Source organism: Brevibacterium moorei, assembly GCF_024580735.1.
Classification (GTDB): domain Bacteria; phylum Actinomycetota; class Actinomycetes; order Actinomycetales; family Brevibacteriaceae; genus Brevibacterium; species Brevibacterium moorei.
Window position 1 is genome coordinate 12,697 of sequence record NZ_JANIJX010000001.1, and the last position, 21,814, is coordinate 34,510.

The window sequence follows — 21,814 nt, forward strand, 5'->3', positions numbered from 1 at the left end:
ATAGGCTTGAAGCACAATGACTGCGATGACGACGACCGGTGCGAACGACCGGCGAGGCCCATTCCGCCCCGGCGACAAGGTACAGCTGACCGATCCCAAGGGCCGGATGCACACCCTGGTGCTGGCACCGGGACACATCTTCCACACCGCCAAGGGACAGTTGGCCCACGATCTGCTGATCGGGGCCGAGCAGGGCACCGTGGTGGAGAATTCGGCCGGAGTGTCCTATCAGGCACTGCGGCCCACGCTCGAGGACTTCATCCTCTCGATGCCCCGCGGCGCGGCTGTCATCTACCCCAAGGACGCCGCCCTCATCGTGACGCTGGGCGATATCTTCCCCGGTGCCACCGTGGTCGAGGCGGGTCTGGGCTCCGGCGCCCTGACCCTGAGCCTGCTGCGGGCGGTGGGCGACACCGGCCGGGTGCACTCCTTCGAACGCCGCGAGGAATTCGCCGCCATCGCCGCGGGCAATATCCGCGATTTCTTCGGAGGCGACCATCCCGCATGGTCCTACACCCTGGGTGATCTGTCCGAGGAGCTACCGGGGCAGTTCGCCCCCGGCACGGTCGACCGCGTGGTCCTGGACATGCTGACCCCGTGGGAGTGCCTGCCGGAAGTCGCCACTGCCCTGGCACCCGGCGGCGTCTTCATCGGCTACGTCGCGACCGTCCCCCAGCTGTCCCGACTGCGCGAGGCGATCGCGGCCTCCGGACAGTTCACCGAATCCCGCGCCCTGGAGTCCATGGTCCGCGATTGGCACCTCGAGGGCCTGGCGGTGCGTCCGGAGCACCGGATGATCGGCCACTCCGGCTTCCTCCTGTTCGCCCGCCGCCTGGCTCCAGGCGGCAGCCCCCTGGAACGGGTGAAGCGGCCGCAGGCCGCGACCCCGAAGGAAGCCGATCGGGCCGCCTGGCAGGATCCGGAAGTCACGCCAGAGGCAGTGGGTGAACGCATCGCCACGCCCAAGAAACTGCGCAGGGTCGCGCGGGAAGTCGATCGGCGCGCGCAGTTCCTGGATACGGACACAGCTCAGAGTACATCCGAGGAGGAATGAGATGAGCACGGAAGAAGAGCTCGGCCGCCTGCGCAAGGATTCCGCATCCCTGCGCCAGCAGCTGTTCAATGCCGGCAAGCGCAATGAGGCCCTGACGAAGACCCTGCGCACGGCCAGGGAGGAACTCACCCGGATCAAGTCCGAGGCCGAGCGTCTGACGGAGCCGCCGAACTCGTTCGCCACAGTGGTGGGCGTGGTGACCGGCGAGGACGCGATCCCCACCGTCGACATCCTCTATGCGGGCCGGCAGATGCGTGTGGCCATTTCCCCCGAACTCGACTCCTCCCGGCTGGTCCCCGGTATCACCGTTCGTCTGTCGGAGGGCCTGGTGGCCCTGGACGTCGCCGATTACAACCGGGTCGGCACCGTCGTCACGGTGCGCGAGCTGGTGGGCGAGGACAGGATCCTGGTCGGGGCCCCGGGGGATGATGAGCAGATCTACACGCTGGCACAGCCGCTGTTGGACTCCGGCCTGCGCGCCGGTACCGCGGTGTTGGTGGACACCAGAACCCATTACGCCTATGAACTGGTGGAGAAGCCGGAGGTCCAGTCGCTCCTGCTCGAACACGTCCCCGACATCTCGTATACGGACATCGGCGGGCTGCATGCGCAGATCGGCGAGATCCAGGACGCGGTGGAACTGCCCTTCGAGCACCCGGAGCTGTACCGCGAACACGGGCTCAAGCCGCCCAAGGGCATTCTGCTCTACGGCCCTCCCGGCTGTGGCAAGACCCTCATCGCGAAGGCCGTCGCGAACTCCCTGGCCGCCCGGCGGCAGGCCGACCCGGAAGCCGCAGGCCGCCGTCCGCGCTCCTACTTCCTCAACATCAAGGGCCCGGAGCTGCTGGACAAATACGTTGGCGAAACCGAACGCCAGCTACGGCTGATCTTCGCCCGCGCCAGGGAGAAGGCCACCGCCGGGTCCCCGGTCGTGGTGTTCTTCGACGAGATGGAGTCGCTGTTCCGCACCCGCGGCACCGGCAAGTCCTCGGACGTGGAGACCACGATCGTCCCGCAGCTGCTGGCCGAGATCGACGGTGTCGAACGGCTCGACAACGTCATCGTGATCGGTGCGTCCAACCGTGAGGATCTGATCGATCCCGCGATCCTGCGCCCCGGTCGGCTGGATGTCAAGATCCGCATCGAGCGTCCGGACCGCGCGGCGGCCAAGGAGATCTTCGGGATCTACCTCAACGCCGAACTGCCACTGCACCCGTCGGTGCTCGAGGGCACCACGGACAGGCAGCAGGCGGTCGATCGGCTGATCGATCACTGCACCGAGCGGATGTACGAGCGCACGCCGGAGAACGAATTCGTCCGCGTGACATACGCGACCGGACGCTCGGAGACCATGTACTTCGCAGACTTCACCTCCGGGGCGATGATCGCCAATATCATCGACCGGGCCAAGAAGTATGCGATCAAGGACGCTCTGACCACAGGCGTCAAGGGTCTGTCCGCCGCTCACTTCGATGCGGCCATCGCCGAGGAGTTCTCCGAGCACGAGGACCTGCCCAATGAGACCAACCCCGATGAGTGGGCGCGGATCTCCGGTAAGAAGGGCGAACGGATCACGAACCTGACGATGCTGGCACGAGACCGCCGGGAGATCGCCGCGGCCTCGGCTGCTGCTGCGACGGTTCCCCCGGCGGTGACGGCCAGGCCGGACGACAGCCTGCTCTGATCGCCGGCCGGCCATGACCGGTCAGCCGCGGCGGGCGATCAGCGTGGCGATCGCCCGCCACCCGACCAGGGTCACGAAATTCATGCTCGCGGCTACAACCATGAAGGATCCCGCGTTCGTCTCACCGATGAAGAAACGGATGAGCAGACCGCCCAGTACGGTCACCGCCCAGACGCCGGTGCCCACGGCCAGAGGCGCGGTGGGTTGGCGCCAGGCCGCGGTCAGCAGCCAGGCGGCGGCCAGCGCCGCGGCGAAGGGCCACGCGGTGTGCACGACCTCGAGGGGGACCAGGGAATGATGGTGGGTGTAGTGCCCGATCACCGTGAACAGGACGACGAGCACAAGGTCGGCGATGAGAGCCGGGGCGACATGGGAATTCTTCTTAGGCGACACCGTTACAGTTTAGACAGGGGAGGCAGACGATGATCTCAGCGAAACGCATCATGGGTGCGGAGACCGAATTCGGCATCTGGCAGCAGAACAACCCACACGCCAATCCGATGCGCGATTCAGCGCGCGTCGTCGACGCATACGCAGGGCCGCGGGGGCTCAAATCCAGCCAGAATTTCTGGGACTTCTTCTCGGAGACCCCCTTGGCCGATGCCAGGGGCTTCCTGATGAACATCCAGGATGCCGACCCCAGCCAGTTGACGAACATCCCTCAGGCCCAGCCCGAGGCCCAGTACCTGGCCAATGTGGTGCTGGAGAACGGAGCCCGGCTCTACGTCGACCACGCACACCCGGAGTACTCCTCACCGGAGGTCACGAACCCCCGTGATCTGCTGGTGTGGGACAGGGCCGGAGATCTGGTCGCGCTGGGTGCTGTGCGCAACCTGGCCAACACGACCGAGCCGGTCAACCTGTACAAGAACAACACCGACTCCAAGGGCGCCTCGTACGGTGCACACGAGAACTACCTGGTCGACCGCTCGGTGCCCTTCGATGCGATCGTCGCCGGTCTCACCCCGTTCTTCATTACCCGGCAGATCCTGTGCGGAGCCGGCAGGGTGGGCATTGGCACGGCGGGTCAGTACCCCGGTTATCAGATCTCCTCGCGGGCGGACTTCTTCGAAGCCGAGGTAGGGCTGGAGACGACCCTGCGCCGGCCGATCATCAACACCCGCGACGAGCCCCATGCCGATCCCGAGCTCTACCGCCGGCTGCACGTCATCATCGGCGATGCCACCCTGGCCGAGCCCGCAACCCTGGTGCGCTTCGGGTCGACTGCCCTGGTGCTGGGCCTGATCGAATCCGGCCTGGCCCCGGCCTTCGACATCGCCGAGCCCGTAGCCGAACTCCAGAACGTCTCCCACGATCTGACCTTGAGCCACCGCATCGGCCTGTCCGATGGGACGACCACGAGCGCGCTGGAGATCCAGCGCGCCTATCTGTCGGCGGCACAGGCCGCGGCGGGCCCCGAGCCGGATACCGCGACCGCAGAGGTGTTGGATCTGTGGGAAGACTTCCTGGACAAACTGGCCAGGGACCCGATGGAGTTGGCCGACTCGATCGACTGGGTCGCCAAATGGCGCTTGCTGGAGCAATATCGCAAGCGCGACGACCTGCCGTGGAACAGTCCCAAGCTGGCGCTGATCGACGTGCAGTACCACGACGTGCGCCCGGAGAAGGGCCTGTTCTACAAGCTCGAGGCCGCCGGCGCCATCCGCCGGCTGAGCGATCCCGCGGCGGTCGAACGAGCGGTCGTCGTGCCGCCGCCGGATACCAGGGCCTGGCTGCGCGGCACCGTCGTCGAGCGCTTCGCCGAGGATCTGCGCTCGGCCAGTTGGGACTCGCTCGTGTTCTCCCGCGGGCAGTCCCTGGTCAGGGTGCCCATGAAGTATCCGCTCAAGGGCACTCGGGAGCTGTTGGCGGAGCGTCTGGCGGATGCCCGGACCACCGAGGATCTGCTGACGGCACTGGGAATAACTAGACTGGATACGCCGGGCGCAGACGCGCCGGTCCGCGATACAAGCGAGGTATGAGATGACACAGGAACAGTTCCACAAGTCCGATTCCACTCCGGTCGATGCCCCGGACGATGCGCCCGTGGTTGCGGCCCAGGCGCAGATCAACACATCGAACGTCGACTCGATCCTCGACGACATCGACTCCGTGCTCGAAAGCAATGCCGAGGAGTTCGTGCGCAACTTCGTGCAGAAGGGCGGGCAGTGAGCGCACTGCCACCCGAACTCCTGACCGTCTGCACGGATTCCTTCACGGAACTCGGCCGGCGGCTCATCCCCGACGCTCTGCCGGGCCCAGTCCCGGCGGGTGAGGGCGCACCCCAAGTGCCCACCGGAACCACGATCCTTGCACTGACCACAGCCGATGGCGTGCTGATGGCCGGTGATAGGCGGGCCACGATGGGCAACGTCATCGCCTCGCACACCATCGAGAAAGTGCACCCGGCCGATGACGCCTCGGTGATCGGGATCGCCGGGACGGCGGGCCTGGCACTGGACCTGATCCACCTGTTCCAGGTCGAACTCGAACACTACGAGAAGATCTCCGGGACGCCCCTGTCCCTGCTGGGCAAGGCGAACCGCCTGGCGACGATGCTGCGGGGCCGCCTCGACCTGGCGCTGCGGGGCCTGGCCGTGGTGCCGTTGTTCGCCGGGGTCGACCCGTCCGACACGGCGAACCCCGGTCGGATCTACTCCTTCGACGTCACCGGCGGCAGCTATCCGGAGGGCCCGTTCCACTCGATCGGCTCCGGTGCCGCCTGGGCCAGGGGGACCCTGGACCGACTGTGGAGACCCGCCCTCGACCTCGACGCCGGGGTCGACCTCGCACTCGAGGCGCTGATCGATGCAGCAGGTCAGGATTCCGCCACGGGAGGTCCCGATCCTCTCGGCCGGATCGCACCGACCGTCCTGCACGCCACCGTGACCGGTGTCCAACGGGTCCCGCCCGCGCGGGTACTCGAGCGGGCCCAGACCATCATGGAGTCCCGCGGTAGGAGGAATGGCCGATGAGCATGCCGATGTACGTCTCACCCGAACAGCTGATGAAGGACCGCGCGGACTATGCCAGGGCCGGTGTCACCAGGGGTCGCAGCGTGTTGGTGCTCAGCTACGCCGACGGCATCCTGCTGTTGGCACAGAATCCCTCGGCCGGGCTGCACAAGATTTCCGAGATCTACGACCGGATCGGCTTCGCCGCGGTCGGACGCTACAACGAGTTCGAAACCCTGCGCCAGGCGGGAGTGCGCTTCGCCGATCTGCGCGGGTACAGCTATGCCAGGGCCGACGTCACGGCCCACGGCCTGGTCGCAGCCTACGCGCAGACCCTGGCGGGGGTGTTCACCACGGAGGCCAAACCCTATGAGGTGGAACTGGTCGTCGCCGAACTGGGGGACACCGCGGATACCGACGGACTCTTCCGCATCTCCTTCGACGGATCCGTGTTCGAGGCCGGACACCATGTGGCACTCGGCGGACAGGCGGCCGCGCTGGATGCCCGGCTGGCCGATGTCGACACCAGGAGCATGGACTTGCAGGCGGCCAAGGCCACTGCGATCGACGCCTTGACCGGCGGCGATACGACGAACCTGGAAGCGGCGGTCCTTGACCGCACCACCACCCGCCGGCGGACCTTCACCCGGCTCGACCTATCTGCAAAGGAGGCCTGAGATGCGGCGCATCTTCGGCATCGAAACGGAATACGGCATCGCCTTCACCGCCACCGACGGCAGGCGCCTGGGGCCCGAGGAGGTGGCCCGCTACCTGTTCCGCCCCATTGTGGCCTGGGGCAGGTCCTCGAACGTATTCCTACCCAACGGCTCCCGCTTCTACCTGGACGTGGGATCGCATCCCGAGTACGCCTCGGCCGAATGCGATTCGGTCCACGACCTGGTGGTCCAGGACAAGGCGGGGGAGTCCCTGATGGCGGGCCTGCTGGATACCGCGGTCGAGGCCATGGCCGCCGATGGCGTGCACGGGCGCCCGCACTTGGTGAAGAACAACCAGGATTCGGCCGGCAATTCCTATGGCAGCCACGAGAACTATCTGATCCGTCGCTCGATGGACTTCACCCATCTGACGACCACCCTGCTGCCCTTCCTGGTTGTCAGACAGCTGCTCGTCGGTTCGGGCGCGGTACTGCCCAAGACCGCACTGCTGCAGGCTCCGCCGGCGGAGACGAACCGTGTCAACCCGCATGCCCCGGGACAGACGCCGACACTGGCCGCCGATGAACTGGTCTACGGACTGTCCAGCCGCGCCGATGTCATGTGGGAGGGCGTGTCCTCGGCGACGACGCGGTCGCGCCCCATCATCAACGCCCGCGATGAACCGCACGCGGATGCGGAGAAATACCGCCGGCTCCACGTCATCGTCGGCGATTCATCGATCGCAGAACCCACCACGGAACTCAAGGTCGGGTCGGCGGCTCTCATCCTCGACCTGATCGAAACCGGTGCCACGCTGGGGGATCTGAGTCTGCGCAATCCGATCAGGGACATCCGCACCGTGGCCCGCGACCTGACCGGATCGACCCGGCTGGAACTGGCATCGGGCAAGGTCATGACCACCCGGGAACTGCTGGGCGTCTACCTCGAACACGCCACCCGGCTGGTGGCATCGGGCAACCATTCGATCGGCGACGATGCCACGGCAGCACGGGTGCTCGACCTGTGGACCAGGATGCTCACCGCAGTGGAATCAGGAGACTTCTCACAGGTGGACACGGAGATCGACTGGGTGATCAAGAAGAAGCTGTTCGACCGATACCTGGAGCGTTCGGATGCGGGCCTCGACGATGCCCGGATCGCCCGGCTGGACTTCGCCTATCACGACATCTCCGCGGACACCGGGATGTACCACAAGCTGGTGGCCGCGGGGCTGATCGCCCGGCGCACCACCGATGCGGAGGTCACCGCCGCCACCACCACCCCGCCGCAGACCACCAGGGCCAAGCTGCGCGGTGCCTTTGTGGGAGCGGCCCATGCCGCCCGGCGCGACTTCACCGTCGACTGGGTCCACCTGCGGGTCAACGACCAGTCCCAGCGCGCCGTCATGCTCAAGGACCCCTTCAAAGCCGCCGACGAACAGGCTGAGGGCCTGATCGCGGGTCTTTCGCTAGGATGATCCCGGTACGTCATCGGAAGGAAGATCTTTTGCGAGTCAAGCTCATCAGCACCCTGGCCGTCCTCGGCCTCGTCCTGTCCGGTTGCGGGGGAGGCGATAAGGAGGACAATGCAAGCGCCTCCCAGGCCCCGGCCGGCAGTGCACCGGCCCAGGCCCCTGCCAAGGCCAAATCGACCTCTTTGGATCAGGTGAAGGTCACGGGGGCCTTCGGAAAGGAACCGAAGGTCGACTTCGCAGCCCCTCTGGCAATCGGGAAGTCCGGGCACAAGACGCTGAGCAAGGGCAAGGGCGAGGCCGTCAAGGACGGTCAGCAGCTGACCGTGCAGATGAGCACCTTCTCGGGCAATACCGGCAAGAAGGCGGAGTCCACGCTGGACCAGGGCAAGCCCGCGGGCTTCCCGATGGACACCAAACAGATCAATGGTGACCTCTACAAGGCGCTGAGCGGGGTACCGGTGGGTTCGCGTGTGCTGTTCAACATGCAGAGCCAGATCGCCAATGACGATCCAGCAGACGATAAGCCCGCTACGACCTCGTCCCAGACCGTGCTCTACGTCATCGACGTGCTCAAGGCCGAAAAGCAGCCCGAGGTGCTCAAGCGCGCCACCGGCTCCAAGGTGGCGCCCAAGGCCGGTCTGCCGAAGGTCACCCTGGGCAAGGACGGCAAGCCGTCGATTTCCAAGCCCAGTGGAACGAAGCCGTCCAAGCTGATCGTCCAACCCACCATCAAGGGCAAGGGTGCGAAGGTCACCGCCGGCCAGAACGTGACCTTCCACTACTCAGGTTGGTTGTGGGACGACAATACGAAGACCTTCGATTCGAGCTGGGACAAGGGCCAGCCCGCTACCTTCCAGATCGGGGTGAAGCAGCTCATCGCCGGCTGGGACGAGGGCATCGTCGGCCAGCGGGTCGGTTCGCAGCTGCTTCTGGTTGTGCCACCGGACAAGGGCTATGGTCCCTCCGGCAGCAGCTCGATCCCGGGCAACTCCACCCTGGTCTTCGTCATCGACATCCTCGCAGCGGTCGGCTGAATCACCCGCTGTCACCCACAGAACCACAACAGAAAGGCCATCCGATGGCACGCACCAAACCCGAAGTCGACTTCCCCGGTGAGGTCCCCCCGGTCGACCTGGAGATTCACGATGACATCGCAGGCGACGGTGCCGAGGCCAAACCCGGCGATACCGTGGCCGTGCACTATGTGGGCGTGTCCTTCTCCACCGGGGAGGAGTTCGACTCCAGCTGGGGCCGCGGGGAACCCCTGCGCTTCCGCCTGGGCGTTGGCATGGTCATCCCCGGCTGGGACCAGGGCGTGGTCGGCATGCGGGTCGGCGGGCGCCGGACCCTGCGGATCCCCGCCCACCTGGCATACGGGCCGGCAGGCGTGCCGGGCACGATCGCCCCGAACGAATCGCTCATCTTCGTCTGCGACCTCGCAGGCGTGGCCTAACCGCCGTCATGTCCGGCTCACTCGGTTCTCCTCAGGTCAGGCGGCAGACCGAACGTCTGCTGAACCTGCTCATCGCGCTGCGCTCGGCCGCCGGCTGGATCGATGCGGCGAGCCTGCGGGAGAAGATCGAGGATTACCGCGAGCTGGACTATGAGGCATTCGACCGGAAGTTCAGCCGGGACAAGGAGCTGTTGCGGGGCCTGGGCATCGAGATCTCCGTGAAATCCTGGGAGGACGTGGAGTCCGGCGCGCCGGCCTACGGCTATCGGATCGACGATGACGACTACGCGCTGCGCGACATCGTGCTCGACCGGGATGAGGCCCTGGCCCTGACGGTGGCCTCCGACGTCCTACGCGGCACCGAACTGGGTCCCGATGCGGCCCGGGCACTGGATAAGCTGCGCGGTCTGGGCCTGGATCTGGAACCCGGTCATGCGGAGTTCCCAGCGGGCTCCGGGCTGCGCGAGGCCGCCTTCGCGCCGCTGATGCGCGCGTTGGGGCGTAGGGAACCCGTCGGATTCGACTACCGCAAACCCGGCGGTGAACCCCAGCGGCGGCGCCTGGAGCCCTATGCGCTGCTCAATCGGGGCGACTCGACCTATGTGGTCGGTCAGGACATCGACAGATCGGCGATCAGGACCTTCCGCCTCTCGCGGATCATCGGGACGATCTCGGCAGTGCCGGGGCGGGCCGCAGGCGACTACGCGATCCCCACCGAGTTCCGGGCCGCCGACTGGTTCGATCCGGGCGGCCCTGCCCAGGAGACGGCTCGCCTGGCGGTGGCCCCCGGTGCCGCCGATCCGCTGCGCCGCAGGGCAAGCGCGCACTGGACCGGACCCGAGGGGTGGGACCACATCGAGGTCCCCGTCGATTCCGGTGGCGACTTCATCGACTACCTGCTGGGCTTCGGACCGGCGGTGCGGGTCCTGGCCCCTGAGACGCTGCGCCGGGACTATCTGGCCGCGCTGGAACTGACGGCGCAGACACTGACCCGCCTGGCAGGGGGCGACCATGGCCAGGGGTAGCGCCGCAGCGGGACGGCTGACCCGCCTGTTGGGACTGGTGCCCTATCTGGTGCGCAATCAAGGGGTCGGAGTGGCCACAGCGGCCGAGGCCTTCGGCATCACCCAGGCCCAGCTGATCGACGATCTGCAGCTCCTGTTCGTCTCCGGCAGGCCCGGCCACATGCCCGATGACCTGATCGAGGCCAGCTGGGAGGGCGACCGAATCTACGTGTCCAATGCCGAAGAGGTATCCGTGCCCGTGCGGTTGAGTCCCGACGAGGCGCGCAGCCTGCTGGTGGCAGTCGACTACCTGCGTGCCCTGCCTGCGACCACCGACGGGCAGGACGCCATCCTGGCCCGGTTGCGACAGAAGATCGAAGCGGTGGGCCGGGCCAGGGTCGCGCATATCGAGCACGATCTGCCCGCCATCCCAGCTCAATTGCGCTCCACGCTGCTCGCCGCCATCGACGCGGGTTCCGGGCTGCGCATCGACTACTACGTCTCCAGCCGCGATGAGCTCACCGTCCGACTCATCACGCCGGAGCGACTGCGCCTGGACGGCCGCTGGTACATCGACGCGTGGTGCCATGATTCCCATGCGCCGCGCACTTTCGCGGTGGACAATGTGCGATCGGCCACCGAAGCGCCCGCACCCGGCGTGCCGGAGGAGGCCTCGGCTGAACGGGTAGCGCGCCCGGCCGAGGAGGCGTTCACGGTCCACCTGACCCTGGCCCCGCGTGCGGCCTGGCTGGCCGATGAGCTCGGTGCCTACGAGACCGAATACGATGTGGCGGGTCCGGGCAGCGTGAGGGTCGGATTGAGAGTATTCTCACGTGCGTGGCTCGACCGCTTCCTGCTGTGCCACGGCCGCCACCTGCTGGCGGTTGAACCCGCGGAGCTGGCCCGGGGTGCGGCGGCCTGTGCCCGTGCCACAGGGGAGGGCGCACGGGGAGAAACCCACCCCAAAAGCGCGTAGACTTGTCGGGACTACTTTGAAGGAGAAACCATGGGTGGATTTTCCCCGATGCACATTCTGATCGTAGTGCTGGTGATCGTGCTGATCTTCGGCGCTGCGAAGCTGCCCTCCGTTGCGAAGAACCTGGGCAAGTCAATGAAGATCTTCCGCGACGAGGTCAAGGATCTGGGTAAGGACGGTCAGAAGAAGGCCGACACGGACGATCAGGCATTGACGGGCCAGGGGACGGATGGCGCCGGGGCCCAGACCGCGGCGAACGAGCAGACCGACAATAAGCCGCAGTCGTCCAAGTAAAAGGTGGTCACACGGAGTAAACGACGTTCGAACCCCGAACGTCGGATGCCCTTGATGGGGCATCTCAAAGAGATGCGCAACCGCGCGATCATCATCGGCGTATTCCTGCTGATCGGCGTGGTCGTCGGGTGGTTCCTGTATCAGCCGGTGATCGGTCTTCTGCAATCGCCCCTACACGAACTGGCGGAGCAGGACGGAAAAGAGGCCCAGGTCAATTTCGCCTCCGTGGCCTCGCCCTTCGACATCAGACTCAAGGTAGCGGCGTTCATCGGAGTGATAGCGTCTTCGCCGATCTGGCTCTACCAGATCTTCGCGTTCATCATGCCCGGCCTCAAGCGGAAGGAGAAGCTCTACACTCTGGGCTTCGTCCTCACCGCACTGCCGATGTTCCTGCTGGGCGGCACCATGGCCTTCTTCGCTTTGCCCAATGCGGTCAAGGCGCTGGGTTCGTTCATTCCAGAAGGCGGCTCGTACATCATTCCGGCGGGCGACTACCTGTCCTTCGTGATGCTGGTGATCCTCGCCTTCGGAGTGGCCTTCATCCTGCCCGTGCTCATGGTCGGGCTCAATATGCTGACGATTCTCAGTGCGCATACCATCCGCAAGTCCTGGCGCTGGCTGGTCGTCCTGGTCTTCGTCTTCGCGGCGATCGCCACACCCAGCCCCGATGCGGTCTCCATGTTCTACCTCGTGGTGCCGATGCTCGTCATGTTCTTCCTCGCCTGGTTGATCTGCGCCCTGCACGACAAGCGGCGCAGAAGGCGGATGATCGCCGAGGGCACCTGGGTGGAGCCGGTGACCGTCGATGAGGACTGACGCTTAGACTGGCAGGTATGCAAGAAAACAGCTCTCCCGCCCAGGCCTATGCCGCGTTCCGTGCCCGCCAGGCGGAGGGATCGACGGTTCTCCACCGTTTCCGCGACGATTTGCCCTACCCCCTGGACGACTTCCAGATCCGCGCCTGCCGGGCGCTGGAGGAGGGACGGTCCGTCCTCGTCGCAGCTCCGACGGGTGCAGGGAAGACGACCGTGGCGCAGTTCGGAGTCGAACTGGCGGTGGCCCGCGATGTCAGGGTCTTCTACACCACCCCCATCAAGGCGCTGAGCAATCAGAAGTACCAGGAGTTGGTCGATGCCCACGGGGCGGACCGGGTGGGTCTGCTGACCGGCGATGCGAGCATCAACCGGGATGCACAGATCGTTGTGATGACCACCGAGGTCCTGCGCAATATGATCTATTCCGGCACCGGACTGGACGACCTGGGCTACGTTGTGCTCGACGAGGTCCACTATCTGGGCGATAGATTCCGTGGCCCGGTGTGGGAGGAGGTCATCATCCACCTGCCGTCGCACGTGCTGCTGGTCAGCCTGTCGGCCACCGTGTCCAATGCCGAGGAGTTCGGCGCCTGGCTAGCCGAGGTCCGCGGCCATACCGACGTCATCGTCTCCGAACACCGCCCGGTGCCCCTGTACAACCACGTGGCCGTCGGCACAGACATCCTGCCGCTATTCACGCCGACCGGCCACGACGTCAACCGGGACCTGCAGGCCGCGGTGCGCCGCTACCGCGGGTCGGGCTCCCGCCGCGATAAGCGCCGCCATTCGGCCCCGCGCTTCACCCGGCCGGCCCGCTCGGCGACGATCCGCTCGCTGGCCCGCTCCGAGTTGCTGCCGGCGATCTACTTCATCTTCTCCCGCAACGCCTGCGATGATGCGGTGGAACACTGCCTGGCCGCCGGCCTGGACCTCACCGATGAGGCCAGCAAACGGGTGATCAGGGAAGAACTCGATGATTTGCACGATGAACTGCCGGATGCCGACCTGAGCATCCTGGGATTCCACAACTTCGCCGCGGGACTGCTCGGCGGATTCGGGGCGCACCATGCGGGGTTGATCCCACAATTCAAGGAACTGGTCGAACGACTCTACGCGGCCGGCCACATCAAGGTCGTGTTCGCCACCGAGACCCTGGCGTTGGGCATCAACATGCCCGCCCGCTCCGTCGTGCTCGAAAAGCTCTCGAAGTTCAACGGCGAGACGCATGTGCAGATCACCCCGGGGGAGTACACCCAGCTCACCGGTCGGGCCGGTCGCCGTGGGATCGACGTGGAGGGCCACGCGGTGACCATCTGGCACCCCTCGATCGACCCCTCCGATATCGCGGCGCTGGCCTCCAAGCGGACCTATGCGCTCAAGAGCCAGTTCACCCCGACCTACAATATGGCGGCCAATCTCCTGGCGCGCCTCACCACCGACGATGCCCGCAAGGTACTGGAGACCTCGTTCGCCCAGTATCAGGCCGACGCCTCGGTCGTCGGTCTGGCGAAGAAGGCGCGCCGTGCCGACGCCGCCCTGGAGAAGTATCATGCGGCCATGCAGTGCGACCACGGGGACTTCGCCGAGTACTTCGGGCTGCGCCGCACCATCGCGGCGATGGAGAAGTCCGCGGGCAAGTCCAGGGCCAGGCTCAAACAACGGGAGCTGCTCGAGGCCATGTCGAAGCTGCGCTTCGGCGACGTCGTACTGCTGCCCAGCCGCCGTAGTTTCGGCGCCTGTACCGTCATCGCACCGCTGCGCACCGAAGAGGGGGGCGATACCCGCCTGCCCAGCGTGCTGACGTCGACCGGCAAGGTCTGGCATCTGCGCCCGCATGAGGTCACCGAACCACCGGTGCATCTGGGCCACATCAAACCGGGCAAGAAATTCAACCATCGCGTCGTTGCCGAGCGCCGCCGGGTCGTCGAAACCGTCGCGGCCGGCATCGAGTCCGGGGCGATCAACGACCCGGCCGATGTCGGCCATGCCGTCAAGGTCCGTGCGGACACTCTCGGTAGGGAACAGATCGAGGCGGTGCGCGCACAGCTGCGGGCCCATCCCTGCCATGCCTGCCCCGACCGGGAAACGCACGCCCGCTGGGCCGAACGCGCCGTCAAGCTCGAACGCGAGCAGCAGTCGGTGATGGCGCAGATCACCGGGCGCACCGAGTCGATCGCGCATGTTTTCGACCGTGTCTGCAATGTGCTCACGACCCTGAAGTTCCTCCCCGATGATTCGCACATTCTGCGCCGGATCTACGGTGAGCGCGATCTGCTCACGGCACTGAGCGTCCGCGCGGGCCTGTGGGACGAACTCGACGAACCGGAATGCGCAGCGCTGGCCTCGATGCTGGTCTATCAGGCGCGCCGGGAGACGATCGGGGCGCCGCGCCTGCCGTCTGCCAAACTGTCGCGGTGCTTCGACGAATTGCGCTCGACCTGGCGCATGCTCTCGCAGATGGAGACGGACGCCCGCCTGCCGGTGACCCCGGAGCCGGAAGCCGGGATAGCCCGCGCCATGTACAACTGGGCCAATGGGAAGGACCTGGCGCATTCGATCGGACGCTCGGAGGTCGCCGCAGGGGACTTCGTCCGCTGGGCCAGGCAAACCCTGGATCTGCTGGGCCAGGTCGAACAGGTGGCAATCGGCCGCACCGCGGCGGTGATCCGGCGGGCTGCCGAATCACTGCGCCGCGGTGTGGTGCTCGATTGAGTCCTACTTGACCTTCGAACGGATCCGGTTGACGACTGTTTCGATATCGGATCCGAAGGCCGAATCAGCCGCAATATAGGTCCAGGTCGACGACGGACGCTTGAGCCCGTGCGCGGCCAGGTCGATTCCCTCTGCGGTGATCGTCGCATCGTCGAGCACCTGAGACGAAGTTTCGAGCACGTCCGGCCAGAAACCGGCGAAGGCCGCGATCGACTCCTTGTTGAAGGCCTCGTGTGGACGCTCATGGGCCAGGGTGCGAAGGTGGATGCCCTCGCGCAGATCGTTCAGATACGCCAGGTGCTCCACCCAGCGTTCGTCGAGTTCGAACAACAGGACGTCGCGCAGAGCAGCCTCGACGACTTCCTCACCATGGTCCCGGCGGGCCCCGTCGATCTTCTCCCTGGTTTCCGGTTTCAGGCTTTCGAGCAGTTCGTCCTGTCCCGCGCCGGACTTCCGGATGCCTTCGCGGCGCGCCAATACGAGCTGGCGCTGCTTGGCCATGAGTTCGTTGAACTTCCAAGTGTCGCGGTGGTTCGCGGTGTTCTCGCCCTCGGCCATCCGCTGTGCGTGTTCGACCAGCTGCGCGGCCCTGCGGTTGGCGATGAACCCGGTCTCATCGCCCTCCTCCTTGAACCTGGCGGCCTCCGGGACGCGGGTGAGCAGCTCGTCCTCCAGACTGGTGAAGAACACGGATTCGCCCGGATCGCCCTGGCGTCCGGCGCGACCGCGCAGCTGATCGTCCAGGCGGGAGGACGTATAGCGGCCGGCGCCGATGACCAGGAGACCCTGAGAGCGCACGGCGTCGTCCTCGTCGAGCAGGATATCGGTACCGCGGCCGGCCATCTGGGTGGAGACGGTCACCGCCCCCCGCCGACCCGCCGCCGCGATGACCTGTGCCTCGTGCGAATCGTCTTTGGCGTTGAGCACCGCGGCGTCTATGCCGCGATCGCGCAGACGCCCGGCCAGGGATTCGCTTTCTGCGACCGAGCGGGTGCCGACCAGAACGGGCCGTCCACCCGCGTGCTGTTCGACGACCTCTTCGACGATCGCGCGCTCCTTGGACTCCTGATAGGTGTAGAGCCGGTCGGCCAGATCCTGCCGGATCATCGGCTCGTGTGGTTCCACGACCAGGATCTCGAGTTCGTAGAATTCCCTGAGGTCGTCGCCGACGGCCACTGCGGTGCCGGTCATCCCGCAAACGGTCCGATAGCCGTGGATCAGTTCCTCGACCGTCATCTGGTCCATGATCTCGCCGCTGGCCGAGGTCTCCAGGTGTTCCTTCGCCTCGACGGCCGCCTGCAGCCCGTCGGGCCAGCGCTGTAGTGCGGCGACGCGCCCGCGTGAGTCGGAGATCAGTTTGATCCGCCCGTCGACCACTAGGTAGTCGACGTCGCGGGTGACCAGGGCCTTGGCGTAGAGGGCCAGGTTGATCGCCGCGAGCGTAGCGGTATCGGCGCCGAACAGATCGACGTCCATCAGGGATTCGACCCGATCGGCACCGGCATCGGTCAGTGAGACCGCCTTGCGGTCGGGGCTGATCTCATAGTCCTGTCCCTCGTCCAGACCCTCGACCAGAGCCGCGATCTGCTCATCGGCTGCCTCAACGGTGGTCGAACCGGCCAGCACCAGGGGGACACGGGCCTCGTCGATGAGCACCGAGTCCGCCTCATCGACGATGACCACGTCGCGTTCTCCCACCCGCAGCGCGGAGTCCTCGAGGACGAACCTGTCGCGCAGCACATCGAAGCCGATCTCCTGAACGGAGCCGTAGACGACCTCGTTATCGTAGGACGTCCGGCGTTCGGCATCCGGCAGGGCCTCGGTGATGGCGGCAGATGCGACGCCCAGGAGCTCGAACAGTGGGCGCATCCAGGACTCATCGCGTTCGGCCAGGTAGTCATTGACGCTGACCACGTGGACCCGGCGGCCCTGGAGTGCGTAGCCGGCGGCGGCCATCGCGCCCACCAGGGTCTTCCCCTCACCGGTCAGCATCTGCACGATCTGGCCCTCGAGCAGGCCGATCAGACCGGTGATCTGGGTGGTGAAGGGGCGTTCGCCCAGGGTGCGCTCGGCTGCGACGGTGACGAGCGCGGCGTAGTGGACCAGCTGTTCGCGCCGTGAGTCACGTTCGAAGGCGGCGGATGCCGCGGCGGGGAATTCGGCGTCAGTGGTCGAGTCGTACTCCCGACTCAGCGCTTCGATGTGCGCGCGTTCTTTCTCCAACCAGGCGAACTTCTTGTCCGCCTGGGCGCCGGGGCGGCCCAGCAGACGGGAAAACAGACCCATGTCACGTCCTTCTTCTAAATCGACCGGAATCAGTCTATAAGGGGGATCGGCCGGTGGTCTTCAGCACACGATCAGTCTTCGAAGGGCCAGCGGCCGTCGATGTGGGCATCGCGGCCCTTGGAGCGCAGGAACGATTCGAAGTCCTTCGCCTGTGCGGCCTTCCACTCGATCTGGGCGGCGTGCAGGGCCTCGGCGGACATGCGGAAGTCCGGGTACTCGGCTGCGATCGCGAAGGCGATGCCGGCACTGGCCCGCGCGTCGGCTCCCGCATCATGGGCATCGGTCAGATCGACTCCCCAGCGCTGGGCCGTCGCGGTCAGGGTCCTCTTGCCCCTGCGGTAGCGTTCGGCCTGCTTGTCGATGACCAGGGTGTCGATGACCCAGGGGCACACGGCGTGGGCATCCGGGTGCAATCCGTACCGGCTCGCCTCGCGCTGGAGGACGGTCAGGTCGTAGACGAGGTTGTGGCCGACGACCGCGCCGCCTGCGGCGCGCACCTGCTCCAGTGCCTCCAGGATCTGCGTCAGGGCCGCGGGGGCCGGTTGGCCGTTGGCGCGGGCGGTCTCGGTCGAGATCCCGTGGATCGCCTGGGCGTCTGCCGGGATCTCGACTCCCGGATCGACCAGCCAGGTGGTCTGGGCTCCGGCCTCGCCCCCGGTGCAGTCGATGAGGGCTGCGGTGACCACCCGGGCGGTATCGGGGTCGACTCCCGTGGTCTCCAGGTCGAAGGCGAACACGGGGCCGGCGGTCCAGGGCAGGGGCTGCGGGTCGGAGGGCCGAGCCGGAGTGGACGGCCGAGCCGGTACGAAGCCACCCGTCGTCGTGGGAATATCGGCGCGCAGCGCGGTCAGGAGCCGCTGCGCGCTGCGGCCCAGGCCCAGCTCATCGGCCATTTCGGTCAGTTCGGCCACGTCGGGGGAGTGGGTGCCGGGGGCTCTGAGGGCCTCTGCCACGTCGAGGTCCTGACGGATCGTCATCACCTCGATGTTCTTCCAGATCCGGTCCGCGGCCTCCAGCAGAGCTGCCGCCCGCCGGGCACTGAGCCCGTGGGAGCGCTGGCCCGCGGCTGCGGCTGCGAGTACCTCGCGCAGATCGCCGTAGCCCGAGAGCAGTTTCGCAGCGGTCTTCTCACCGATCCCCGGTACCCCTGCGATCCCGTCCGAGGGGTCACCGCGCAGTGCTGCGAGTTCCCGGTAGGCGGTTCCGGAGTCGACTCCGTAGAGCTCAGGCAGATCGGCCGCCGTGATCGTCTCCCACACGCCCTTCGGCTTGGGCCGGTAGAGCACTGTGTCATGGCCGGGCTCGAGCAGGCTGAGCAGATCGCGATCGGTCGAGACGATCGTCACGGGCTCCGCCGCCTGGCCGACCATCGAGCCGATGACGTCATCGGCCTCGGTGCCCGGGACTTCTGCCGAGGTGATGCCCGCGGCATTCAACAGGGCCTGCAACATGGGGATCTGCGGGGCGAGTTCCGGGGGAATCTCGGAGCCGGTCTCACCGGCGCGCTCCGCCTTGTACTCAGGCAGAATCGCTGTGCGCCAGGCCGGGCGCCAGTCGGCGTCGAAGACGGCGGCCAGCCGCCGGGTGCCCAGATCCTGGGCCAGCGTGGCCAGAGCGTCGAGGGTGCCCCTGATCGCATTGACCGGGGTTCCGTCGGGTGCCGTCATGGTCGTGGGCAGCGCATGGAAAGCCCGGTAGTACAGGGTGGGCAGGTCGATGGTGATGAGCGGCTCGTTCACTCCTCCAGCCTAGCGGCACCTCCTCCCATGGCCGGTCTCCGGTCCGCAGCGAGCCGGTGGGATACTTGGGAGATGAGTCAAACAGTCCTGTACAACGCCGATGTCTATTCGAGCGTGGATCCCTTCGCCAATGCGATCGCCTTCGCCGGCCCCGAAGTCCTGTGGGTCGGCGGCGATGAAGCCGCCACCGTCATGGATGGGCGGTTAATCGACTGCCAGGAGGATTTCATCACCCCCGGTTTGACCACTGCGGCCCTCGATCTGGGCCATACCGCGGTGACCGGGACTCAGCTGTTGGCCGCCGGAATCGTCAGTGCACATGTGCTGGGCACGTCCGAACAACTCACAGCCTTCGCCTCTTCGGCCGGTGTGCTGCGGGTGACGGCCTATGAGTTCACATCCGACGGTTCGGCCGCTCCGGGACACCGCCCGGCGCTGCGGGCGAGCGTCGCCCTGGAACTATCGCCGCAGACGGCGCCGGAGGCGTTCGTGGTCATCGACACGCTGGACGAACTGCGCGCGATGGAGGCTCGGCTGAGCGACTCCACGATCCTGGTGGCCGCCCAGCGCGCGGCATGGCGCCTGTTCGTCACAGCGCCGATCACCGAGGCCGATATCGCCGCCCTGGGCTCCTGGGGGTTGGGCATCACGATCGCTCCCAGCACCCATGACTATCCCATCGCACAGCTGTTGGCCGCGGGCGCCCAGCTGAGTTTCTCCCTCGATCCCGAGTCGCCCTGGGCCACCCTGCGCGCTGCCGTCTTCGGACCGGACGGGACCTCGGGCCGGGCGGCGTTCAACGCCGTCACCCGGTTCGCCCACCGGGCGATCGATGATGTCTCCGGTGGGGTGCTGGCCCCTGGCGCCAGCGCCGACCTGGTCCGCTGGCGGATCGGGAATCTGGTCGTCCAAGCAGCGGACGAACGGGTTGCGGCGTGGAGCACCGATCCGCGCTCCGGCACCGCCGGACTGCCCGATCTCAGCCCGGATCAGCCACTGCCGCTACCGGTGACCGTCTACGTCAATGGCTCGCCCATCGACTGAGGGTACGCTCAACAGACAGAATCTACGGATAGGGTGGACCCCGTGAGCCAGCAGACCCTGATTGCGATCCCAACGTACAACGAACGCGAATCCCTGCCCGTGACGATCGAGGCGATCCATCGCTACAGCCCCGAGGTCGACGTCCTCGTCGTCGATGATGGTTCCCCCGATGGGACGGGGGACTGGGCCGATGAGCGGGCCCGGTCCGATGAGCGGATCCATGTGCTCCACCGCACCGCGAAGAACGGGCTGGGTGCCGCCTACCTGGCCGCATTCGATTGGGCCCTGGAACGCGACTACAGCATCATCTGTGAAATGGACGCCGACGGTTCGCATCGGGGCCGTGATCTGCCGTTGCTGCTGCGGGCGATCGATGCGGGCGCAGATCTGGCGATCGGCGCCAGGTGGGTCCCCGGCGGGGCGACAGTGAACTGGCCGTGGAATCGCAATCTGCTCTCCCGCGGCGCGAACGTCTACGTCAACGTGGCGATCGGGTTGGGCGTCCACGATGCCACTGCCGGCTTCCGAGCCTACCGGCGTGAGCTGCTCGAGGCCATGGATCTGGGAGCCGTGGAATCCCAGGGGTACTGTTTCCAGATCGACATGACGGTGCGGGCGAAGAACGCCGGGGCCGTGATCACCGAGGTGCCCATCGTCTTCGTCGAACGGGAACTGGGCGTATCCAAGATGAGTGGCAACATCATCGAGGAGGCCGTGGGCCGGGTCGCCGTCTGGGGCGTGCGGGCCCGTGCGCGGCAGCTTGCTCGCCTGGTGGGCAGGCGGCGCTGACCAGCCGATGCATGACACGGGAGCCGTCCGATCACATCGATCGGACGGCCCCCGTGTCATTCGTTCCGTCCACGGCCCGAGGGCGGGATCGGAACCGGTGGATCACAGCTCCGGTTTGCGCAGACCGCGCCGGATCTCCAGTCGTTCGTCCAACAGCTCCTGGAGCTCTTCGAACGAGCGGCGCTCCAGCAGCATGTCCCAATGCGAACGGACGTGCTTGGCCTCCTCTGCATCATCATCGGTGGCTCCCACCCGGGTGCCGATCCCGTGGGTTTTGGAGTCCCAGGTGTTCGGAACATCCGCTTCGACTGAGAACGGAACGGAGAAGGTGAAGCCGTCCTCGCAGACGTATTCGACATCCTGCCTGGGTGCGGGTTCGACGCCGACTTCGGATTCCAGGCTGCGGGAGCCCAGCTGGGTACCGCGGAGACTACGTTCGCTCATTCTTGCCGTCCTTCACGACTCGGGTACGTCATTCACAAACTTCAACATTATAGCCGGTCGGATCATTCCCCCGTCTGCACTCGAGCAGGGTAACGGGTCCTAGGATGGGTGCATGAGCCCGATACCACCCGAGCCGCTCGAACCGGATGCGGTCTACGACCCACCCGCGGTGGCCGGGTCCGCGCGCTCGGCCCGCGCCGACGACCGCAGGGCGCGGTCGAAGGAGCGGGTGGAGCGCACGGTGGAGGGGCTCGACGAGATCGCCGAAGCCGCCGCCGACCTGGCTGCGGAGGCACGCCGACTGCATCGGCCCGAGGACACCCGTCTGCAATATGCGGCCCGGCTGACGGGGCGGGGGATTCGCGCGGCGAGGAAGCTGTTCAAACCCTGAGAGCACTCGTGATGTATGTCCCGATATCGGCCCGAGGCTGGCCAA

General features: G+C 66.5%; 21 protein-coding genes. 17 read left to right on the plus strand and 4 right to left on the minus strand.

Annotation, left to right across the window (positions count from 1 at the left end; all coding sequences use genetic code 11):
• Positions 1-16: 16 nt before the first annotated feature.
• Together NQ034_RS00080 and arc are read left to right on the plus strand one after the other, a co-directional pair.
• Positions 17-1,054: a tRNA (adenine-N1)-methyltransferase gene (locus NQ034_RS00080; protein ID WP_257046355.1), complete on the plus strand. Its 1,038-nt coding sequence runs from the start codon at positions 17-19 to the stop codon at positions 1,052-1,054.
• 1 nt (position 1,055) lies between these two features.
• Positions 1,056-2,738: a proteasome ATPase gene (gene arc, locus NQ034_RS00085; protein ID WP_257046356.1), complete on the plus strand. Its 1,683-nt coding sequence runs from the start codon at positions 1,056-1,058 to the stop codon at positions 2,736-2,738.
• Between the two features lie 21 nt (positions 2,739-2,759).
• On the opposite strand, the gene NQ034_RS00090 is transcribed toward arc, so the two are convergent.
• Positions 2,760-3,131, minus strand: coding sequence for a DUF3054 domain-containing protein (locus NQ034_RS00090; protein ID WP_257046357.1), 372 nt, complete (start codon positions 3,129-3,131; stop codon positions 2,760-2,762).
• A 29-nt stretch (positions 3,132-3,160) separates the two neighbouring features.
• Between NQ034_RS00090 and dop the strand changes: the two genes are divergently transcribed.
• The 12 genes from dop to NQ034_RS00150 are packed head-to-tail and all read left to right on the plus strand — an operon-like array spanning position 3,161 to position 15,076.
• Positions 3,161-4,720 carry a depupylase/deamidase Dop gene (dop, locus tag NQ034_RS00095; RefSeq protein WP_257046358.1) on the plus strand — a complete coding sequence of 520 codons (1,560 nt, stop codon included), beginning with the start codon at positions 3,161-3,163 and terminating at the stop codon, positions 4,718-4,720.
• A gap of 1 nt (position 4,721) precedes the next feature.
• Positions 4,722-4,910: a ubiquitin-like protein Pup gene (locus tag NQ034_RS00100; protein ID WP_257046359.1), complete on the plus strand. Its 189-nt coding sequence runs from the start codon at positions 4,722-4,724 to the stop codon at positions 4,908-4,910.
• Complete coding sequence (prcB, locus tag NQ034_RS00105; protein WP_257046360.1) at positions 4,907-5,713, plus strand: proteasome subunit beta; 807 nt, start codon at positions 4,907-4,909, stop codon at positions 5,711-5,713. The genes NQ034_RS00100 and prcB overlap by 4 nt, the downstream gene beginning before the upstream one ends.
• Complete coding sequence (prcA, locus tag NQ034_RS00110) at positions 5,710-6,369, plus strand: proteasome subunit alpha (protein WP_257046361.1); 660 nt, start codon at positions 5,710-5,712, stop codon at positions 6,367-6,369. The genes prcB and prcA overlap by 4 nt, the downstream gene beginning before the upstream one ends.
• 1 nt (position 6,370) lies before the next feature.
• On the plus strand, positions 6,371-7,825 hold the full coding sequence (pafA, locus tag NQ034_RS00115; RefSeq protein WP_257046362.1) for a Pup--protein ligase: 1,455 nt from the start codon (positions 6,371-6,373) through the stop codon (positions 7,823-7,825).
• 29 nt (positions 7,826-7,854) lie between these two features.
• Complete coding sequence (locus NQ034_RS00120; protein ID WP_257046364.1) at positions 7,855-8,856, plus strand: FKBP-type peptidyl-prolyl cis-trans isomerase; 1,002 nt, start codon at positions 7,855-7,857, stop codon at positions 8,854-8,856.
• Positions 8,857-8,900: 44 nt separating this feature from the next.
• The gene (locus tag NQ034_RS00125) at positions 8,901-9,275 is read left to right on the plus strand and encodes an FKBP-type peptidyl-prolyl cis-trans isomerase (protein WP_257046365.1); all 375 of its coding nucleotides are present in this window, start codon (positions 8,901-8,903) and stop codon (positions 9,273-9,275) included.
• An 8-nt stretch (positions 9,276-9,283) separates the two neighbouring features.
• On the plus strand, positions 9,284-10,300 hold the full coding sequence (locus tag NQ034_RS00130) for a helix-turn-helix transcriptional regulator (RefSeq protein ID WP_257046366.1): 1,017 nt from the start codon (positions 9,284-9,286) through the stop codon (positions 10,298-10,300).
• Positions 10,287-11,255, plus strand: coding sequence for a WYL domain-containing transcriptional regulator (locus NQ034_RS00135; protein ID WP_257046367.1), 969 nt, complete (start codon positions 10,287-10,289; stop codon positions 11,253-11,255). The genes NQ034_RS00130 and NQ034_RS00135 overlap by 14 nt, the downstream gene beginning before the upstream one ends.
• Positions 11,256-11,285: 30 nt before the next feature.
• A complete protein-coding gene (gene tatA / locus NQ034_RS00140) occupies positions 11,286-11,549 on the plus strand; it encodes a Sec-independent protein translocase subunit TatA (protein WP_257046368.1) in 264 nt (87 codons plus the stop codon).
• A 54-nt stretch (positions 11,550-11,603) separates the two neighbouring features.
• Positions 11,604-12,365, plus strand: a complete 762-nt coding sequence (gene tatC, locus NQ034_RS00145) for a twin-arginine translocase subunit TatC (RefSeq protein ID WP_257046369.1) — start codon at positions 11,604-11,606, stop codon at positions 12,363-12,365.
• Between the two features lie 17 nt (positions 12,366-12,382).
• A complete protein-coding gene (locus NQ034_RS00150; protein ID WP_257046370.1) occupies positions 12,383-15,076 on the plus strand; it encodes a DEAD/DEAH box helicase in 2,694 nt (897 codons plus the stop codon).
• Positions 15,077-15,079: 3 nt separating this feature from the next.
• On the opposite strand, the gene secA2 is transcribed toward NQ034_RS00150, so the two are convergent.
• Both secA2 and NQ034_RS16325 read right to left on the minus strand, forming a co-directional pair.
• Entirely contained in the window at positions 15,080-17,362 is a 2,283-nt protein-coding gene (secA2, locus tag NQ034_RS00155; protein WP_257046371.1) for an accessory Sec system translocase SecA2, read from the minus strand.
• A gap of 71 nt (positions 17,363-17,433) precedes the next feature.
• A complete protein-coding gene (locus NQ034_RS16325) occupies positions 17,434-19,101 on the minus strand; it encodes a 5'-3' exonuclease H3TH domain-containing protein (protein ID WP_257046372.1) in 1,668 nt (555 codons plus the stop codon).
• 72 nt (positions 19,102-19,173) lie between these two features.
• On the opposite strand from NQ034_RS16325, the gene NQ034_RS00165 reads away from it, so the two are divergent.
• Together NQ034_RS00165 and NQ034_RS00170 are read left to right on the plus strand one after the other, a co-directional pair.
• Positions 19,174-20,145, plus strand: a complete 972-nt coding sequence (locus tag NQ034_RS00165) for a metal-dependent hydrolase (protein WP_257046373.1) — start codon at positions 19,174-19,176, stop codon at positions 20,143-20,145.
• Between the two features lie 42 nt (positions 20,146-20,187).
• Positions 20,188-20,934: a polyprenol monophosphomannose synthase gene (locus tag NQ034_RS00170; protein ID WP_257046374.1), complete on the plus strand. Its 747-nt coding sequence runs from the start codon at positions 20,188-20,190 to the stop codon at positions 20,932-20,934.
• Positions 20,935-21,036: 102 nt separating this feature from the next.
• Here the strand turns inward: NQ034_RS00170 and NQ034_RS00175 are convergent, their stop codons facing one another.
• Complete coding sequence (locus NQ034_RS00175) at positions 21,037-21,378, minus strand: RNA polymerase-binding protein RbpA (RefSeq protein ID WP_257046375.1); 342 nt, start codon at positions 21,376-21,378, stop codon at positions 21,037-21,039.
• A gap of 112 nt (positions 21,379-21,490) precedes the next feature.
• On the opposite strand from NQ034_RS00175, the gene NQ034_RS00180 reads away from it, so the two are divergent.
• Positions 21,491-21,769, plus strand: coding sequence for a hypothetical protein (locus NQ034_RS00180; protein WP_257046376.1), 279 nt, complete (start codon positions 21,491-21,493; stop codon positions 21,767-21,769).
• The last annotated feature ends 45 nt before the right edge of the window (positions 21,770-21,814 follow it).

Bases quoted from the DNA above. Each gene is read 5' to 3' on its own strand.
- NQ034_RS00080 (WP_257046355.1), top strand. From the start codon at position 17: ATGACTGCGATGACGACGACCGGTGCGAACGACCGGCGAGGCCCATTC.
- arc (WP_257046356.1), top strand. From the start codon at position 1,056: ATGAGCACGGAAGAAGAGCTCGGCCGCCTGCGCAAGGATTCCGCATCC.
- dop (WP_257046358.1), top strand. From the start codon at position 3,161: ATGATCTCAGCGAAACGCATCATGGGTGCGGAGACCGAATTCGGCATC.
- NQ034_RS00100 (WP_257046359.1), top strand. From the start codon at position 4,722: ATGACACAGGAACAGTTCCACAAGTCCGATTCCACTCCGGTCGATGCC.
- prcA (WP_257046361.1), top strand. From the start codon at position 5,710: ATGAGCATGCCGATGTACGTCTCACCCGAACAGCTGATGAAGGACCGC.
- pafA (WP_257046362.1), top strand. From the start codon at position 6,371: ATGCGGCGCATCTTCGGCATCGAAACGGAATACGGCATCGCCTTCACC.
- NQ034_RS00125 (WP_257046365.1), top strand. From the start codon at position 8,901: ATGGCACGCACCAAACCCGAAGTCGACTTCCCCGGTGAGGTCCCCCCG.
- NQ034_RS00130 (WP_257046366.1), top strand. From the start codon at position 9,284: ATGTCCGGCTCACTCGGTTCTCCTCAGGTCAGGCGGCAGACCGAACGT.
- NQ034_RS00135 (WP_257046367.1), top strand. From the start codon at position 10,287: ATGGCCAGGGGTAGCGCCGCAGCGGGACGGCTGACCCGCCTGTTGGGA.
- tatA (WP_257046368.1), top strand. From the start codon at position 11,286: ATGGGTGGATTTTCCCCGATGCACATTCTGATCGTAGTGCTGGTGATC.
- tatC (WP_257046369.1), top strand. From the start codon at position 11,604: ATGGGGCATCTCAAAGAGATGCGCAACCGCGCGATCATCATCGGCGTA.
- NQ034_RS00150 (WP_257046370.1), top strand. From the start codon at position 12,383: ATGCAAGAAAACAGCTCTCCCGCCCAGGCCTATGCCGCGTTCCGTGCC.
- secA2 (WP_257046371.1), bottom strand. From the start codon at position 17,362: ATGGGTCTGTTTTCCCGTCTGCTGGGCCGCCCCGGCGCCCAGGCGGAC.
- NQ034_RS00165 (WP_257046373.1), top strand. From the start codon at position 19,174: ATGAGTCAAACAGTCCTGTACAACGCCGATGTCTATTCGAGCGTGGAT.
- NQ034_RS00175 (WP_257046375.1), bottom strand. From the start codon at position 21,378: ATGAGCGAACGTAGTCTCCGCGGTACCCAGCTGGGCTCCCGCAGCCTG.
- NQ034_RS00180 (WP_257046376.1), top strand. From the start codon at position 21,491: ATGAGCCCGATACCACCCGAGCCGCTCGAACCGGATGCGGTCTACGAC.